Annotated in this window: 10 protein-coding genes; 6 read left to right on the forward strand and 4 right to left on the reverse strand. The window is 62.3% G+C overall.

The window, feature by feature from the left end; all coding sequences use genetic code 11:
• Nucleotides 1–782: 782 nt before the first annotated feature.
• Together WMW70_RS05100 and WMW70_RS05105 are read right to left on the reverse strand one after the other, a co-directional pair.
• On the reverse strand, nucleotides 783–1436 hold the full coding sequence (locus WMW70_RS05100; RefSeq protein WP_341436401.1) for a hypothetical protein: 654 nt from the start codon (nucleotides 1434–1436) through the stop codon (nucleotides 783–785).
• A gap of 160 nt (nucleotides 1437–1596) precedes the next feature.
• Nucleotides 1597–2274 (reverse strand): DUF4197 domain-containing protein, encoded by a 678-nt coding sequence (locus WMW70_RS05105; protein WP_341436402.1) that lies wholly within the window; start codon nucleotides 2272–2274, stop codon nucleotides 1597–1599.
• A gap of 270 nt (nucleotides 2275–2544) precedes the next feature.
• On the opposite strand from WMW70_RS05105, the gene WMW70_RS05110 reads away from it, so the two are divergent.
• On the forward strand, nucleotides 2545–5115 hold the full coding sequence (locus tag WMW70_RS05110) for a bifunctional diguanylate cyclase/phosphodiesterase (protein ID WP_341436403.1): 2571 nt from the start codon (nucleotides 2545–2547) through the stop codon (nucleotides 5113–5115).
• 216 nt (nucleotides 5116–5331) lie between these two features.
• Here WMW70_RS05110 and WMW70_RS05115 read toward each other — a convergent pair whose 3' ends face one another.
• Nucleotides 5332–5550, reverse strand: a complete 219-nt coding sequence (locus WMW70_RS05115) for a hypothetical protein (protein ID WP_341436404.1) — start codon at nucleotides 5548–5550, stop codon at nucleotides 5332–5334.
• A 129-nt stretch (nucleotides 5551–5679) separates the two neighbouring features.
• Nucleotides 5680–8163, reverse strand: coding sequence for a glycerol-3-phosphate 1-O-acyltransferase PlsB (gene plsB / locus WMW70_RS05120; RefSeq protein ID WP_341436405.1), 2484 nt, complete (start codon nucleotides 8161–8163; stop codon nucleotides 5680–5682).
• Between the two features lie 359 nt (nucleotides 8164–8522).
• On the opposite strand from plsB, the gene WMW70_RS05125 reads away from it, so the two are divergent.
• From WMW70_RS05125 to hrpA, 5 genes are all read left to right on the forward strand, one after another.
• Nucleotides 8523–9446 (forward strand): ABC transporter ATP-binding protein, encoded by a 924-nt coding sequence (locus tag WMW70_RS05125; protein ID WP_341436406.1) that lies wholly within the window; start codon nucleotides 8523–8525, stop codon nucleotides 9444–9446.
• Nucleotides 9443–10177 (forward strand): ABC transporter permease subunit, encoded by a 735-nt coding sequence (locus WMW70_RS05130; RefSeq protein ID WP_341436407.1) that lies wholly within the window; start codon nucleotides 9443–9445, stop codon nucleotides 10175–10177. Before WMW70_RS05125 ends, WMW70_RS05130 begins: the two co-directional genes overlap by 4 nt.
• An 8-nt stretch (nucleotides 10178–10185) precedes the next feature.
• Nucleotides 10186–12021 (forward strand): GldG family protein, encoded by a 1836-nt coding sequence (locus WMW70_RS05135; protein ID WP_341436408.1) that lies wholly within the window; start codon nucleotides 10186–10188, stop codon nucleotides 12019–12021.
• 261 nt (nucleotides 12022–12282) lie between these two features.
• Nucleotides 12283–12471, forward strand: a complete 189-nt coding sequence (locus tag WMW70_RS05140) for a 4-oxalocrotonate tautomerase (RefSeq protein ID WP_341436409.1) — start codon at nucleotides 12283–12285, stop codon at nucleotides 12469–12471.
• A gap of 234 nt (nucleotides 12472–12705) precedes the next feature.
• Entirely contained in the window at nucleotides 12706–16770 is a 4065-nt protein-coding gene (hrpA, locus tag WMW70_RS05145; RefSeq protein ID WP_341436410.1) for an ATP-dependent RNA helicase HrpA, read from the forward strand.
• Nucleotides 16771–16803 lie beyond the last annotated feature (33 nt).

Raw genomic sequence — 16803 nt, forward strand, 5'->3', positions numbered from 1 at the left:
CGCCCTGCGGGCCAGCCTTCGGCTGTTACTCCGCTGCGCTGCGTTTCGCCCTTACGGCGGGTCACTTTTGGCAAACGCCCGGATGGCCGGCCCCGCCAAAAGTAAGCAAAAGGTCTTGCCCCTTGCATCCGGCCCGACTTCGTCGGCTTGATTCACTGCGCTCACCCTGCGGGCCAGTCTTCGGCTGTTACTGCGCTTCGCTCCGTTTCCTCGCTCCATCATTGCTTCAGGGGCCCGACCGGATGCGGCCCACCGATGAAGGGCCATCCCTGGCCCTTTACGCCTCTCGCCGCATCCATGCGGCTCGCTCTCTTCCGCAACGATTCCGCTCGGCCTCCTGATGGGGCGTTTGGCGTCGTCTGCGAGATTAGTGTTCTAGAAGCAAAGCAAACTGTAGGAGCGGGCTTGCCCGCGATGCTTTTGCTTTGGCTTTTACGCTCTGCCTTCCACAAATCGTCCAAACAACGCGGTTCCCGAATCCCGTCAGGAGGCCGAGCGTAGGTGCTGTGGAGAGGGGCGTTTGGCATGGATGCCAAACGAGGAGCGATGGGCCAGGGATGGCCCACCGTGACGACCCTCGGAGCAGCGCCGGAGCGAGGGAAGTCTGGCGCAGCCAGACCCGTATGCCGGGTGTGCTTTCTCTTTGGTTACTTTCTCTTTGCACAAACAAAGAGAAAGTAACTCGCCGTAAGGGCGAAAGGGTGACTCACAATCAAAGCATATGCGGCGGGCGTTAGAGGATTGATGGGTATCGCTGTGCTCGACCCATCCTACGAGCTCGTTTAAACGGAAATTAATTTTGTATGGTCGAAGTCGTAGTTGAACTTCTGTTTCTCTTTTATTCCGTCGCTTCTTATATATTCCACTGTAATGAAAAAAGGCTGAATAATAAAAGAACCTATGCCTTGTTGTATGAGTATAGAGTAGCGGCCTCCAGCCTCAATGCGGTCGAAAAAATCGGGGCTCAACTTATGATCTATTCCACTTGATTTAAAGCTGATGTTTATAGCGCCGCTTCCGGCGTTGTAGTATTCAACTGTATAGCCATCTCGTGTATGTTTTGCACCCATGTAAAGCAATCTTGGCTTAATAGAGTCAGTTGCTCTTTGTTCAATTGTCATTGCAGTCTGTACCTCATGGTCAAACTGCGATCTGGCAACAGAAACTAGCTCCCTTTGGCTTTCTACTGACAAGCGCAGTTCATTTGCCTGAAGCTCGAGAGCAGCGGTGTTTTGTTTTAATTCAATACCTTGTTGGAAATATCCCAAAACCAGCCAGAGAATTGCGATTGGTCCAAATATTCCTGCAAGAAAGTCGCCTATTTCATTTAGTTCGAGATCGCTTATGCTGGTGAGTTTGTCTCCGATCATAAGCCACACTGCAATGGCGTATGTCGCAGTAAGAATGGCCCCTGAAATAGATAAAAATCTACTCATATGTGCTCCATTTTTCATTGCTCTTCAAATGTGCCGCGTTGATCTAGGTGTTTGAGTTGGCCGGAAAAGGGAAAGATTTATTTTTTAATAAATCAGGTTTCTGTCGGGCCAAAAAAGCCAGACCTCAGTGTCTGGCTTTTTCACATCCATCCAACCCTTCTTACAGCGCCCCAAACACCTTCTTAGCCAAACTGGTCGCCGCACCAGCCGGGTTCTGGCGAAGGCTGGCTTCCTGCTTGGCGATCATTTCGAACAACCCGTCCAGCGCCTGTTCGGTGACATAGCTTTCGATATTCGCGCTTTTCGCGTCGATCACCCCGAACGCTGCAGCCTGGCCGGCGAAGGCGTTGTACTGCTGGGCCAGGCCGACCTGGGCGGTGGTTTGCTGGACGATGGGCAGGAACTTGGCGCGGAGCTGTTCGCGGCTGGTCTTGTTCAGGTATTGGGTGGCCGAGTCTTCGGGGCCGGCGAGGATGCTCTTGGCGTCCTGTACGGTCATTTTCTTCACCGACTCCACCAGCAGGGCCTGAGCCTGGGGCACCGCCGCTTCGGCGGCCTGGTTCATGCTGGTTTCCAGCTGCGTCACCTGGGCACCCATGCCCATCATCTTCATGGTGCGCGCCGCCTTGCCGAGGTTGCCGGGTAGTTCGATGCGCACGTCCGGGTTGTTGCTGAAACCGCCGGGCGCACCCAGTTGCTGGACCGCCACCTGCGCGCCCTGGATCAGGGCGTCCTTGAGGCCGCCGCTGGCGTCGGTCTGGCTCAGGTCGGCGAGGGACAGGGCGAAGGCGTTGGCGGAAAGTACAAGAGCGGCGGCGAGGGTGGTAATGCGCAGCATGGGGCGATCCTTCTTGGGAAACAGATAGGGCGAGCTTAGCGGAGCGTGGCGGTGTCAGCAAAAGACTTGAGTTTGAGCGCTGGCGAACCATTTTTTGGCCCCGCGTAATGGGCCCTAGCGGGGCCTGTAGGAATTGTGATGCGCTAGCGTTAAAGCCCGCACAGCAGTGGCTTTTTGCTACCCGCAGGGCGTTTCAATGCTGTTATGCTCGGGCAAGACAGGGGGCTTTCCCGCTTATTCGCGGCTATGGACAGGCCTTAAGGATTCTCAATGCCGCCACCCGCCGAACTGGCCCGCCACTCCGTTAAAGCTGTTGCCACCTTAGGTGCCACTCGTCACGCTCTGCTGTTTATGGCTGCGCTGCTTTTGCTGCTGTTTGTCGTGGCCAGTGTGGGCCTGGTGCAGATTGCCCTGCAGCAGAATACGCGGGCGACCCAGCAGAGCCTGTTCTATGTCGACAAGGCCATCCAGACCCGGGAAAAGTCGATGTTGGCGACCCTCAAGGATTACGCCTACTGGGGCGAGGCCTATCGCAATCTGCATGTCACGGTCGACTACGAGTGGGCTTATATCCGGCAGAACCTCGGCCCCAGCCTGTTCGAGGATTTCGCCTATGAGGGCTTGTTTGTGCTCGACCCTCAAGGTCGTACTGCTTATGCGGTGGTCAATGGCCAGCGGGTGGCGGTTGCGCTGGAGCAATGGCTAAAACAGGACGTAGCCGAATTGCTGGAGCAGGCCCGTAGGCAAACCGAGGATGAAGAGCCGGTGGTGGGCTTTGTCCAAGTCGATGGGCAACCCGCGCTGCTGGCCGTCACCGGCCTGACCACCGGCGGCGACCCCCAGGTCGGCGCGCTGGCGGGGCCGCCCTCGCTGTTGCTCTTCGTTGATCTGCTCAGCCCGGCGAAGCTGCAGGCCCTGGGTGAGGATTTCGGCGTCACCAACCTGCGCTTGGCCACCGACCCCGTTGATGCCCAGGCCACGCCGGCATTGGCGCTGACCAGTGTGGGCGCGCAGCCGCTGTTGTTGCGCTGGGAGCCTGCGCGGCCAGGCCGCCTGCTGCTGTACTGGATTCTGCCGCTGCTCGCCCTGGGCGGGACGATCTTTGCCCTGATCACCGGGTTGACCCTGCGCCGGGCCATTGCTTCGGCGCGAGAGGTGGATGCCAGTTACGCCTCGCTGTATGCCAGCCAGCAGGCCCTGGCCGCCAGTGAAGTGCGCTTTCGGGATGTGGCCGAGGCCGCTACGGACTGGATCTGGGAGGCCGACGCCGAGCTGCGTCTGACCTATCTGTCGACCCGCTTCCAGGCGCTGACCGGACATGCGGCAAGCGCCTGGCTCGGTCACCCGCTGGACGAACTGATGCAGTGCCCTGGCGGCCTGGATGTCTGGCTGGAGACCTGTAGCAGCTCAGCAACAGTTAGCCATATTCGCCAATGCCATTACCGCGCTTGCGATGGCGAGTTGCGCACCTGCCATCTGTCATTGCGGCGTATCGCGGATGGTCAGGCAGCGGGTGGTTATCGCGGTACGGTCAGCGATATCACCGAAGAGCTGCAGGCCCAGGCGCGTATCGAACACCTGTTATTGCACGATGCCCTGACCGGTCTGCCCAACCGCCACCGTATGCAGGAGTTCCTCGAAGCCAAACTCAAGGCGTTGCCCTCGGCCGCCAAGCCGCTGGTGATGCTGAGCATCGATCTGGATCGTTTCAAGCCGGTCAACGACTCCTTCGGTCATGAAGTGGGCGATCAGGTGCTGGCCGAGGTGTCCCAGCGTTTGCGTTTGGCCTTGCACGAGGGGGACCTGGTGGCGCGCATGGGCAACGATGAATTTATCCTGATCGTCAGCGGCATCTCGGCTGCGGAGGAAGTGGAGCAGCTCTGTGTGGGGCTGATCGGCGCAATCGAGCAGCCTTTCGAGATCGATAATCACCGCATTTTCCTCGGTGCCAGTATTGGGGTGGCCATGGCTCCGACCGACTCCCGCCAGGCTGATGAATTGCTGCGTTTTGCCGAGATTGCCCTCTACCAGGCCAAGGGTGCCGGGCGCAGTGCCTGGTGCTTTTACGCCAATGCTATGAACGAGCGGGTGATCGAGCGTCGGCAACTGGAGAACGACCTGCGCCATGCCGTGGCCAATGAGGAGCTGCGCCTGGTGCTGCAGCCCCGCTATCGCGTCAGCGGCCAGCGCATGGTGGCGGTCGAAGCGCTGGTGCGCTGGCAGCATCCCCAGCGTGGGTTGCTGGGGCCGGACAGCTTTATCGCGATTGCCGAAAGCACCGGGCTGATCATTCCACTCAGCGCCTGGGTGCTGCGTGCGGCCTGTCGCGAGGCCTTGAGCTGGAGCGAGGCGCTGATCGTTTCGGTCAATCTGTCGCCGGTGGAGTTTCGCGGCGGCCAGCTGGTGGCGCAGATTCGCAGTGCACTCGAAGAGACCGGGCTGCCACCCGGGCGTCTGGAGCTGGAGCTGACCGAGAGCGTGATGCTGGAAGATGCCGAGGGGGCTCTGGTGTTGATGCAGGAGCTGAAAGGCCTGGGCGTGCGGCTGTCCATGGATGACTTCGGCACGGGCTACTCGTCCCTCAGTTACCTGCGAGCCTTCCCCTTCGATGGCCTGAAGATCGACCGCAGCTTTATGACCGACCTGCATGCCGCCGACGATAGCAAAGCGATTATCCAGGCCATTATCGGCCTCGGCCGCGCCCTGAGCCTGACCGTGACCGCCGAGGGCGTGGAAACCCGGGAGCAGCTGGAGCTCCTGCGCCAATATGGCTGCGATGAGGCCCAGGGCTACTTGCTCAATCGGCCGATGCCGCCCGAAGAGCTGCGTCTTCTGCTCTAAATGCGACGAGCCAGATATCTGTAGGGTGCGCCGTGCGCACCGCGGCTTGCGCGGTTATTCGCCACATTCATCTCCCGCCTACGACAACGGCTTGATCGATTGCTGGCCTGGAAGATCGGCGGTTAACCCCGGTGCGCGCAGCGCACCCTACGGGACCGCGGAACCCCCGCATCGCCGCAAGGCATCGCACTCGTAGGGTGCGCCGGCGCACCCTACTTAATCGGCGTTTAAGCGTTGCAGCTCGCGGCGCACCATCTGTGCGTAGGCGGCGGGTTTGAGGGCGTAGAGCTCTGCGGCTACCCAGCTTAGCCAGCGTGCGCCGAGTTCGGCTTTCGCCGCCAGCAGGCGCTGGGCTTCGGCCTCGGCGCGGGCCTGGTTGGCCTGGTGGAATTCGGCGCGGGAGGGTTTGGCGGTTTTGTCGTTGTCTGGGTTCATGGTTATCTACAAGCTCTGTGACCCCGTAGGGTGGATCGGGGCGAGTAGCTGACGCCTTTTTCATCCACCATCGCGATTTGGTGGATGGATAAAGCGTCATCCACCCTACATCGTTTTCGGTAGGTGGGTTTACACCGTCTCGGCCATGTCCTCGTTTCTATCCATGGCCACCTGGCGAATCGACAGGCGAATCTCCGCCGGCAGCACGCGCTTGGCTGCGCCTTCGGCCAGTTCGTTGAGCAGTGGGTGGTGGCTGAGTTTGCCGGCTTCGTCCTGACGCAGCACGCCTTCATCGAGCAGACTCTGGATAAAGTGGCGGAACAGGCTCTTGTCGAAGAACTCCGGGGCGTTGAGGCCATGCAGGATCGACAGGCGCTGGGCCATCACGGTGCACAGGTCTTCCAGTTTTTCGGCGCTGATGGTGTTCTGCCCGGCGTTGAGCAGCAGGGCGGTGGCCATATAGAAGCGCTGCAGGGTCTGCACGATGGCGCGGGCCAGCAGGGTCAGCAAAACGAACTCGCGCGAGCTGGGGGCTGGGCGTATATACACGTCGCCGTCGAACTTGAGCAGGCCCTGTTCGACAAAGGCCGCCAGCCACTGATCGACCACGCCGTCCAGTTCGTCCAGATTCCAGCGGATAAACAGCTCCGACTGCAGATAGGGATAGAGCGCGCGGGTGTAGCGCAGGATCTGCTCGCGGCTCATCCGCGCGCTGCTCTGGAAGAAGCTCGCCAGCAGCGCCGGCAACGCGAAGATATGCAGCACGTTGTTGCGGTAATAGGTCATCAGAACGGCGTTGTGCTCGTTCAGGTAGAGGATCTTGCCCAGGGCGTCGCTCTGTTCGGCGAGCAGGTCCATCTTCTGCACGTATTCGATCAGCGCCTGGCCATTGCCCTCCGGCAAGGTGGTGTGGGGCGAGTAGGGCACTTTGCGCAGCAGCGCCAGGTACAGGTCGAGCACCCGCGCCAGGGCGCGGTCGTCCAGGGCCAGCTTGCTGGTGGAGAGCAGCGCCAGGGCCACCAGGTTGACCGGGTTGATCGCCGCCGCCTCGTTGAGGTGCTGGGCCACCTTGTCGCCCAGGCGATTGGTGGCGCTGTTCAGCCACTCGGGGCGGAACTGGCTGCCGTAGTCCTGGCTGCGCCAGTCCGGCTGCTCGGCGTCGAGGAATTCGGCCAGTTTGATCGGCTCGCCGAAGTTGACCCAGACCTGGCCGAAACGCTGCTTGAGTGCGCCGATCACCTTGAAGATGTCGAAGATCGACTCCTTCTTCTTGCTCGCGCCGCGCAGCTCACCCAGGTAGGTGCGGCCTTCCAGCACCCGCTCGTAGCCGATATACACCGGCACGAACACCACCGGCAGACGGTTGCTGCGCAAAAAGCTGCGCATGGTGATGGCCAGCATGCCGGTCTTCGGCTGCAGCATGCGCCCGGTGCGCGAACGGCCGCCCTCGACGAAGTACTCCACCGGGAAGCCCTTGCTGAACAGGGTGTGCAGGTATTCGTTGAATACCGCGGTATAGAGCGGGTTGCCCTTGAAGGTGCGGCGCATGAAGAACGCGCCGCCACGCCTTAGCAGGCCGCCGATGACCGGCATGTTGAGGTTGATTCCGGCGGCGATATGCGGCGGCGTCAGGCCGTTGCGGAACAGCAGGTAGGACAGCAGCAGGTAGTCGATATGGCTGCGGTGGCAGGGTACATAGATCACCTCATGGCCCTGGGCGACGTCCTGCACACCTTCGATATGGTTGACCTTGATGCCGTCGTAGATCTTGTTCCAGAACCAGCTCAGCACCAGTTCGAGGAAGCGAATGGCGGTGTAGGTGTAATCCGAGGCGATCTCGTTGCCGTAACGCAGGGCTTGTCTTTCGGCCTTCTCCAGGCTGATGTTCTCGCGTTCGGCTTCGTCGAGGATCGCCTGGCGTACCTGCGGGCCGTGCACCAGGCCCTTGACCAGGTTGCGCCGATGCGACACGTCCGGGCCGATAACCGCGGCCTTCTGGTTGCGAAAGTGCACCCGCAGGATGCGCTGGACCATGCGCAGGGTGCGCTCGTGGCCCTTGTCCTGCTCGATCAGCTCGCGCATCTGGATCGGCGTGGAGAACTGCACGCGGGTCTTGCGGCCCAGGATCAGGATGCTCACCAGCCGGCGCAGACGCCCGGTCACCGCCCAGCTGTCGGCGAACAGCAGCTTCCACGGGCTGGTTTCGCGGTCCGGCGACTGGCCCCAGAACACGCTGACCGGAATGATCTGCGCATCGTCCACCGCATGCTGGCTCAGTGCGCTGACCAGGCGCTGCAGCGTCGGCGAGGTGCCGCGCTTGTCCTGGCGGCCGAGCCAGTCCGGCTCCGGGGTCAGGTAGAAGAACGCCGCCGGTTCCTCCAGTGCCCCCACCGACACCGGCAGCACCGGGCGTGGCAGGCCGGCCTTGCGGCACTCGGTATCGACCACCGCCAGGTCGCTCAGCGACGGCAGCTGGAGCACGTAGAACACCGGCTTGCTGCGGTCGAGCTTGAGGGTAAAGGCCGACTGGTTGATGGTTTCCGAGCGCACCCAGAGGTACAGCACACGGCGCAGGGTGCCAAAGACAAGGCGGCGGAACGGGGATCGGGTCATACGGAGTCTGCTGGCTTGGCAAAACGAGCATTTGCTCGGGGGGGCGTAGTGTGCCGGATCGTCGGGCTGTCGGCAAAATCTTGTAACTGCTTGATTCGCTGAACCTAGGTTGGGTTATACGGCGTTGGCAGGCATACCGAATGATGGGTTACGCCGCGCCTAGAATGCGCTCTGGCCACCTAGCGCCTGGGCGGCTAACCCATCCTGCGGGGCTGCGCCGACAGGTCGCACGGCATGACCCCCAGGTTCCCGGCTTGCACTGGCCCTGGCCGACTCCTTATAGTCCGCCGGCATTTAAACGCCCGGCTTGCACCTGCACGGGTCGCGAGCAGGGCCTGTTACCGCAATGGTGAGAGGCCATGATCGAAATAAGAAACCTGACCAAGCGTTTTGCGCAGCATACCGTCGTGGACAATCTGTCCTTTAGCGTCCAGCCCGGTGAAGTACTGGGCTTTCTCGGCCCCAACGGTGCCGGTAAATCCACCACCATGAAGATGCTCACCGGCTTTCTTGCGCCGACCTCGGGCAGCGCCAGCATCCTCGGTTTCGATATCCAGAAGGACTGCCTCAAGGCCCAGCGCCTGATCGGCTATCTGCCCGAAGGCGCGCCCTGCTACGGCGATATGACGGTGCGCAGCTTCCTCGAATTTATCGCCGAGGTGCGCGGCTTCAAGGGTGCCGAGAAGCGTGAGCGGGTTGCCAAGGCGGTTGCTCAGGTGGAGCTGGAAGCCGTGCTTGAGCAGTCGATTGAGACGCTCTCGAAAGGCTTTAAGCGCCGCGTCGGCCTGGCCCAGGCGATTCTGCATGACCCCAAGGTGCTGATCCTCGACGAGCCCACCGATGGCCTCGACCCGAATCAGAAGCACCAGGTGCGCAAGCTGATTCAGAGCCTGGCCTACGACAAGATCGTGATCATCTCCACCCATATTCTTGAAGAGGTGTCCGCCGTTTGCACCCGCGCGGTGGTGATCGCCCACGGCAAGCTGCTGGCCGATGGCACGCCGTTGGAGCTGGAAAGCCGCTCGCGTTACCACCAGGCCGTCACTCTGGTGGCTGAGGAGCCGCTGGATCAGGCCGCGCTGGCAGCCTTGCCGGGTGTGGCCGGGGTGGAGGAGAACGCTCTGGAACACAGCCTGAGCGTGCTGGCCAAACCGGGCGAGGTGATCTTCCCCCAGGTCAATGGGCTGATCGCCGAGCGCGGCTGGAAGGTGCGTGAGTTGAATGTCGAACGCGGGCGGCTGGACGAAGTGTTCCGCAGCCTGACCCGTGGGGAGGTGGTATGAGTCAGTTGTCGGTGATATTCAAACGCGAGCTGGCGAGCTACTTCGCCACGCCGCTGGCCTACGTATTTATCCTGATCTTTCTGGTGCTGTCCGGGGTGTTCACCTTCTACCTCGGCGGCTTCTTCGAGAGCGGCCAGGCCAACCTGTCGGCGTTCTTCAATTTCCACCCCTGGCTGTATCTGTTTCTGGTGCCGGCGATTGCCATGCGCCTGTGGGCCGAGGAGCGCAAGAGCGGCACCATCGAACTGCTGATGACCCTGCCGATCACCCGTTTCGACGCGGTTACCGGCAAGTTCCTCGCCGCCTGGGCCTTTGCCGGCCTGGCGCTGCTGCTGACCTTCCCGATGATCATCACCGTCAATTACCTGGGCGAGCCGGACAACGGCGCGATCCTGACCGGTTATATCGGCAGCTGGCTGCTGGCCGGGGCCTACCTGGCGATTGGCTCGTGCATGTCGGCGCTGGCGAAGAACCAGGTGATCGCCTTTATCCTGGCGGTCAGCGTGTGTTTCCTGTTTATCGTCAGCGGCTTTCCCATGGTGCTCGACGGCTTCAGTGGCTGGGCCCCGCAATGGCTGATTGATGCCGTGGCTTCGCTGAGCTTCCTGACCCGTTTCGATGCGATCAGCAAGGGCGTGATCGACCTGCGCGACCTGCTGTATTTCCTCACCCTGATCGCCGCCTGGTTGGCCGCGACCGCGGTGGTTATCGACCTGAAAAAAGCTGACTGAGGTCGCCCATGAAAAAGCTGATGCTTTCCAGCGCCGGGCTCGTACTCATTGCCCTGGCGTTTCTCGCCTTCAACCTGTTCGCCGGTCTGGGCCTGAGCAATGCCCGCCTGGACCTGACCGAACAGAAGCTCTACACCCTGACCGACGGCAGCCGGCAGATCCTGCGGGAGCTGGACCAGCCGCTGGAGTTGAATTTCTTCTACTCCGACGCCGCGACCAAGGAACTGCCGGTGCTGCGCACCTACGCCAAGCGCGTCGAGGAGATGCTCAAGGCCTACCAGCGCGAGGCCGGTGACAAGCTCAAGCTGAATATCATCGACCCCGCGCCGTTCTCCGAGGACGAGGACAAGGCCGCCGAACTCGGTCTGCAGGGTGTTCCCCTGCAGCAGGGCGGCGACTCCATCTACTTCGGCCTGGCCGGCAAGAATGCCGAAGGCCTGACCCAGGTGATCCCGTTCTTCGCCCTGGATCAGGAAGAGTTCCTCGAATACGAACTCAGCCGCCTGGTGCAGAGCCTGGCCAAGCCCGAGCGGCCAGTGGTCGGCGTGCTGTCCGGCCTGCCGGTCAACGGCGGCTTCGACATGGCCGCGCGTCAGCCGACACCGGCCTGGATGCTGATCGAGGAAGTGCGCCAGCTGTTCCAGATCGAGAGCCTGAAGGCCGATGTGGACCTGATCCCTGAGCAGGTGTCGGTGCTGCTGCTGATCCACCCCAAGCAGCTGCCCGAGCAGACGCTGTATGCGATCGATCAGTTCGTCCTGCGCGGCGGCAAGCTGCTGACCTTTGTCGACCCCTTTAGCGAAGCCGACACCCAGGCCGAGATGCCTGGCGAGATGGTGATCGACAAGGCCTCCGATCTGCCCGGGCTGTTCAAGGCCTGGGGCCTGCGCATGGTGCCCGACCAGGTGCTCGGCGACGGTTCCTACGCCATGTCGGTCAGCATGGGCCAGGGCCAACGCCCGGTGCGTCATGCCGCCTGGCTGAGTCTGCCGAAAAAGGCCCTTGATCAGGACGACATCAGCACCGCCTCGCTGGAAACCATCACCGTGGCCACCGCCGGCATACTGGAGCCGCTGGAAGGGGCCAAGACCCAGTTCACCCCGCTGATCAGCAGCTCGCAGTACGCCATGCCCTTCGATGCGAAGCGCTTCGGCATGCTGGCCAACCCGGAAGAGCTGATCCGCGAGCTGGAGCCCACCGGCGAGCGTTACACCCTGGCCGCGCGCATCAGCGGCCCGGCGCAGTCGGCCTATCCGGACGGTATCGAGGGGCAGAAGGACGGCCTCAAGCAGGCGGACAATATCAACGTGATAGTCGTAGCCGACACGGATATACTCACCGACCGCATGTGGGTGCAGGTGCAGGACTTCTTCGGCCAACGCATCCCCCAGCCCTGGGCCGACAACGCCGCCTTCGCCATCAACACCCTGGACAACCTGGCCGGCAGCGATGCGCTGATCAGCGTGCGCTCGCGGGGCCGTTTCAGCCGGCCGTTCGAGGTGGTGGAGCGGATTCAGCGCGAGGCCGAAGTGCAGTTCCGTGAGAAGGAGCAGACCCTGCAGGCGCGCCTGGCGGAAACCGAGCAGCAACTCGCGGCCCTGCAACAGAACGACGACCCGAGCAAGATGCTCGAACTGACCCCCGAGCAGCAGGCGGCGGTGCAGCGCTTTGTGCAGCAGAAACTGGCGATCCGCAAGGAACTGCGCGACGTGCGTTACCAGCTCAATGCCGATATCGAAGCCCTGGGGCGCACCCTCAAGCTGCTTAATATCGTCCTGGTGCCGGTACTGTTGACCCTCGGCGTGCTGGCGCTGTGGTTGTGGCGCAGACGCCGTCACGGCTGATCTGCCACCACCTCAAAGGGCCGCTTTAAGCGGCCCTTTGTTTTTATCGACAAAGGGGCGTGATGCTCTTGTAGGAGCGGGCTTGCCCGCGAACAAGGCCACAAAGCATCGCGGCCAAGGCCACTCCTACAGGTATTTCAGCGCTTTAGCGCAGTGCAGCCAAAAACCATAACTCTCGCCATAATGCCCCGCGCTCTTGCGCCAAGCGGATCGCCGTGACCGATCTAACCAGTCCTGTTTCCCTGTTTTGAGGATTATTAGATGCCTACCCTCCTGGTCAAAATATTCGAAGGCCGCAGCGATGAGATCAAACGCGAGTACGCCAAAGCCCTGACCGACGCCTCGACCCAAGTGCTCGGCTGCGATGCCGGCGCGGTGGATGTGATCTTCGAAGAAGTGAAGAAAAGCGATTGGGCCACCGGCGGCGTGCTCTGGTCCGAGCGCGACTAGCGCTGAACCGCGCGATAAGACGGCAGGCTGCCTTGTTGCCCAGCTTTAGCGGCACCTAGGGCAGAGACATGGATGTCCCTTATGGCTGCCATGCCGTTCTGGCCGTTGCCATGGGCTAGGCCGCTGGGCTTAACCGGCACCTCGGCAAAACGTGGTCGGTCGTTTTCCCCCGGTTAAATCTGCGACAATCGCCACCCTCCAGCCTTTCCCCTTGAGCCACTCCGCGATTAGCCGATGACCGATGCCACGCCCGCCGTTGACCAACTGCTGAAAAACCTCGACCAGACTCTGCTGGGCGATCGCCATCGCCTGCGCCGCCAGTTGCACGAATTGCGCAAGCAGAGCCCAGTGGACGAGGCCAAGCTGGCGCAGTGGCTGCAGCGCTTCGAGGCGTCCCGGGCCAAGGTCGAGGCGCGCAGGTTGAGCGTGCCGGTCATGCGTTACGACGATGCCTTGCCGATTGCGGCCAAGCGCGACGAGATCAAGGCCGCCATCGCCAAGCATCAGGTGGTGGTGATCGCCGGGGAAACCGGTTCGGGCAAGACCACTCAGTTGCCGAAGATCTGCCTGGAGCTGGGCCGCGGCGTGCATGGCCTGATCGGCCACACCCAGCCGCGCCGTCTGGCTGCACGCAGCGTGGCTACTCGGGTTGCTGAGGAGATTGGCACGCCCCTGGGCGAGCTGGTCGGCTATCAGGTGCGCTTCGAGGACCAGAGCAACGAGCGCAGCCTGATCAAGCTGATGACCGACGGCATCCTGCTGGCGGAGACTCAGCACGACCGCTACCTGGAAAAGTACGACACCATCATTGTCGACGAGGCCCACGAACGCAGCCTGAACATCGACTTCCTCCTGGGCTTTCTGAAAACCCTGCTGGTGCGCCGCCCCGACCTCAAGCTGATCATCACTTCGGCGACCATCGACCTGCAGCGCTTCTCTGAACATTTCGATGGTGCGCCTATTGTTGAAGTGTCCGGGCGCACCTTCCCGGTGGATACCTGGTACCGGCCGCTGACCGCCGAGCAGGATGAAGACGGCAACCGCGTCGAGGAAGACCTCTCCGTCGACCAGGCGCTTCTCGCAACGCTGGATGAAATCAGCGCCTTCGAGAAAGCCGAGGGCAAACGCCCTGGCGATGTGCTGGTATTCCTGCCTGGCGAGCGCGAGATTCGCGACGCTGCCGAGGTGCTGCGCAAGGCCAACCTGCGCCTGACCGAGGTGTTGCCGCTCTATGCGCGGCTGACTCCGGCCGAGCAGCAGAAGATTTTCGCGCCCATGGGCGCACGCAAGATCGTCCTCGCCACCAACGTCGCCGAGACCTCGCTGACCGTGCCGGGCATCCGCTATGTGATCGACAGCGGCACCGCGCGGATCAGCCGTTACAGCTACCGCGCCAAGGTCCAGCGCCTGCCCATCGAGGCCGTGTCCCAGGCCAGCGCCAACCAGCGCAAGGGCCGCTGCGGGCGGGTTGAGCCGGGTATCTGCATTCGCTTGTACAGCGAGGAAGATTTCAACGGCCGCCCGGCCTTTACCGACCCGGAAATCCTCCGTACCAACCTGGCGGCGGTGATCCTGCAGATGCTCCATCTGCGCCTCGGTGAGATCGAGGCCTTCCCCTTTATCGAGCCGCCGGATGGCAAGGCCATCAGCGACGGCTTCAACCTGCTGCAGGAGCTGTCGGCGGTCAGCCGCGAGGGCCAGCTGACGCCGCTGGGCCGCCAGCTGGCGCGCCTGCCTGTTGATCCCCGGTTAGGCCGTATGGTGCTGGAAGGGGCCAAGCAGGGCAGCCTTGAGGAAATCCTGATTATCGCCAGCGCGCTGTCGGTGCAGGATGTGCGCGAGCGCCCGTCTGACCGCCAGCAGGCCGCCGACCAGACCCATGCGCAGTGGAAGGATGTGGATTCCGACTTCGCCGCGCTGATCAACCTCTGGCGCGGCTTCGAGGAGCAGCGCCAGGCCCTGGGGTCCAGTGCGCTGCGCAGCTGGTGCCGCAAGAATTTCCTCAACTACCTGAGGCTGCGCGAGTGGCGCGACGCGCACCGTCAGCTGGTGCTGATTACCCGTGATCTACAGCTATCGCCAGCTAAGGGCAACGTAGGAAGGGTGGAGCGTAGCGATACCCATGCCGGACCAGATGATGGGTATCGCTCTGCTCAACGCCATCCTACAGGTGACGTCCAGCTATCGGCGGCGCACAAGGCCAGGGAGCTGGCCGAAAAAGACCAAGCCGCCCAGCGCGCCAAGGGCTACGCCGCCGTGCACAAGGCGATTCTCGCCGGCCTGCTCAGCCAGATCGGTCAGAAGACCGAAGACGGCGACTACCTCGGCGCGCGTCAGCGCCGCTTCTGGGTGCATCCGTCCTCGGTAATCGGTCGCAAGAAACCCAGCTGGCTGATGGCCAGTGAGCTGGTGGAAACCACCAAGCTGTTTGCACGCATGGTGGCCAAGATCGAACCGGACTGGATCGAGCCACTGGCCGGCCATCTGATCAAGAAGAACCACCTGGAACCGCACTGGGAGAAGAAGCGCGGCCAGGTGGTGGCTTTCGAGCAGATCAGCCTCTACGGCCTGATTGTGGTCGGCCGTCGCCCGGTGCATTTCGGCCCCATCGAGCCGGTTATCTGCCGCGAGCTGTTTATCCGCGAGGGCCTGGTCGGTGGCGAGATCAACTCGCGCGCCAAGTGCCTGAGCGCCAACCGTCAGCTGCTGGAAAAGCTCGACGAGCTGGAAGCCAAGGCGCGCCGCCGCGACATTCTTGCCGACGATGAAACCCTGTTCGCGTACTACGATGCGCGTCTGCCGGCGGATATCTACCAGAGCGCCACCTTTGACAGCTGGTACAAAAGCGAAAGCGCGAAGAACCCTCAGCTGCTGCTTATGCGCGAAGAGGACGTGCTCGCTCGCGACGCCAAGGAAGTTACCGCCGCGCAGTACCCGGACAGCCTGCGCCTGGGCGAACTGACCCTGCCGCTCTCCTATCACTTCGAGCCCAATCATCCGCGTGACGGCGTCACTCTGCGCGTACCCGCGCCGCTGTTGCCGCAACTGCCGCCGGAACGCCTGGAATGGCTGGTGCCGGGCCTGCTGGAAGCCAAGTGCATGGCCCTGGTGCGCGGCCTGCCCAAGGCGCTGCGCAAGAACTTCGTGCCGGTACCGGATTTTGTCGGTGCCGCCCTGGGCAAGATCAGCTTTGCCGACGGTAGCCTGCCCGAAGCCCTCGGTCGCGAGTTGACGCGCATGACCGGTACACGGGTCAGCGAAGAGGCTTGGGCCGAGTCCGCATCCCAGATCGAAAGCCATCTGCGGATGAATATCGAAGTGGTCGACAACCAGGGTAAACCCCTGGGTGAAGGCCGCGATCTGAGTGAACTGACCGCGCGCTTCAGCCAGGCGACCCAGGCCGGCCTGGCCCTGCCAAAAACCGCCCAGAGCCAGCAACCGGTGGAGGCCAAGGCCTTTAGCGAAGTGGCGGCCAAGACCCAGCAGCAGGTCGCCGGCTTGTCCATGACCGTCTACCCGGCGCTGGTGGAAGAGGCGGGTGTGGTCAAGGAAGGGCGCTTCCCGACCCTGGCCGAAGCCGAGTTTCAGCATCGCCGCGCCTTGCAGCGTTTGCTCTTGCAGCAGTTGGCTGAACAGGCGAAATTCCTGCGCGGCAAGCTGCCGGGGCTGACCGAGCTGGCGCTGCTGTACCGCGACATGGGGCGGGTCGATGCCCTGGTCGAGGATATTCTGCTGGCCAGCCTCGACAGCTGCATTCTCGAAGGCAGCGAGCCGCTACCGCGCGACGGTGCCGGTCTGGCTGCCCTGGCCGAGCGCAAGCGTGGCGACTGGACCAGTCACGCCGAACGCCTGGCCAAGCTGACCCTGGAAATACTCAAGTTGTGGCACGGCCTGCAGAAGCGCTTCAAAGGCAAGATCGACCTGGCCCAGGCCATGGCGCTGAATGACATCAAGCTGCAGCTGAGCAATCTGGTGTATCCCGGTTTCGTCCGCGAAACCCCGGCGCAGTGGCTGAAGGAAGTGCCGCGTTATCTCAAGGCCATCGAGCAGCGCCTGGACAAGATCGCCGGCCAGGTGCAGCGTGATCGGGTGTGGAGCGGCGAGCTGGCGGGTTACTGGGAGCAATACCAGGCGCGCCTGGGTAAACACAGTCAGGAAGGCAAACGCGACCCGCAACTGGCCCTGTATCGCTGGCTGCTGGAGGAGTACCGCGTGTCGCTGTTTGCCCAGCAACTGGGCACCAAGCTGCCGGTATCGGACAAGCGCCTGAGCAAGCAGTGGCAAGCGGTCGAGGCCTGAGCCTGGTATCGCCGCTTTGGCGCGGTGCGAGCG

It is taken from the genome of Pseudomonas sp. XK-1, from assembly GCF_038069885.1.
Classification (GTDB): Bacteria; Pseudomonadota; Gammaproteobacteria; order Pseudomonadales; family Pseudomonadaceae; genus Aquipseudomonas.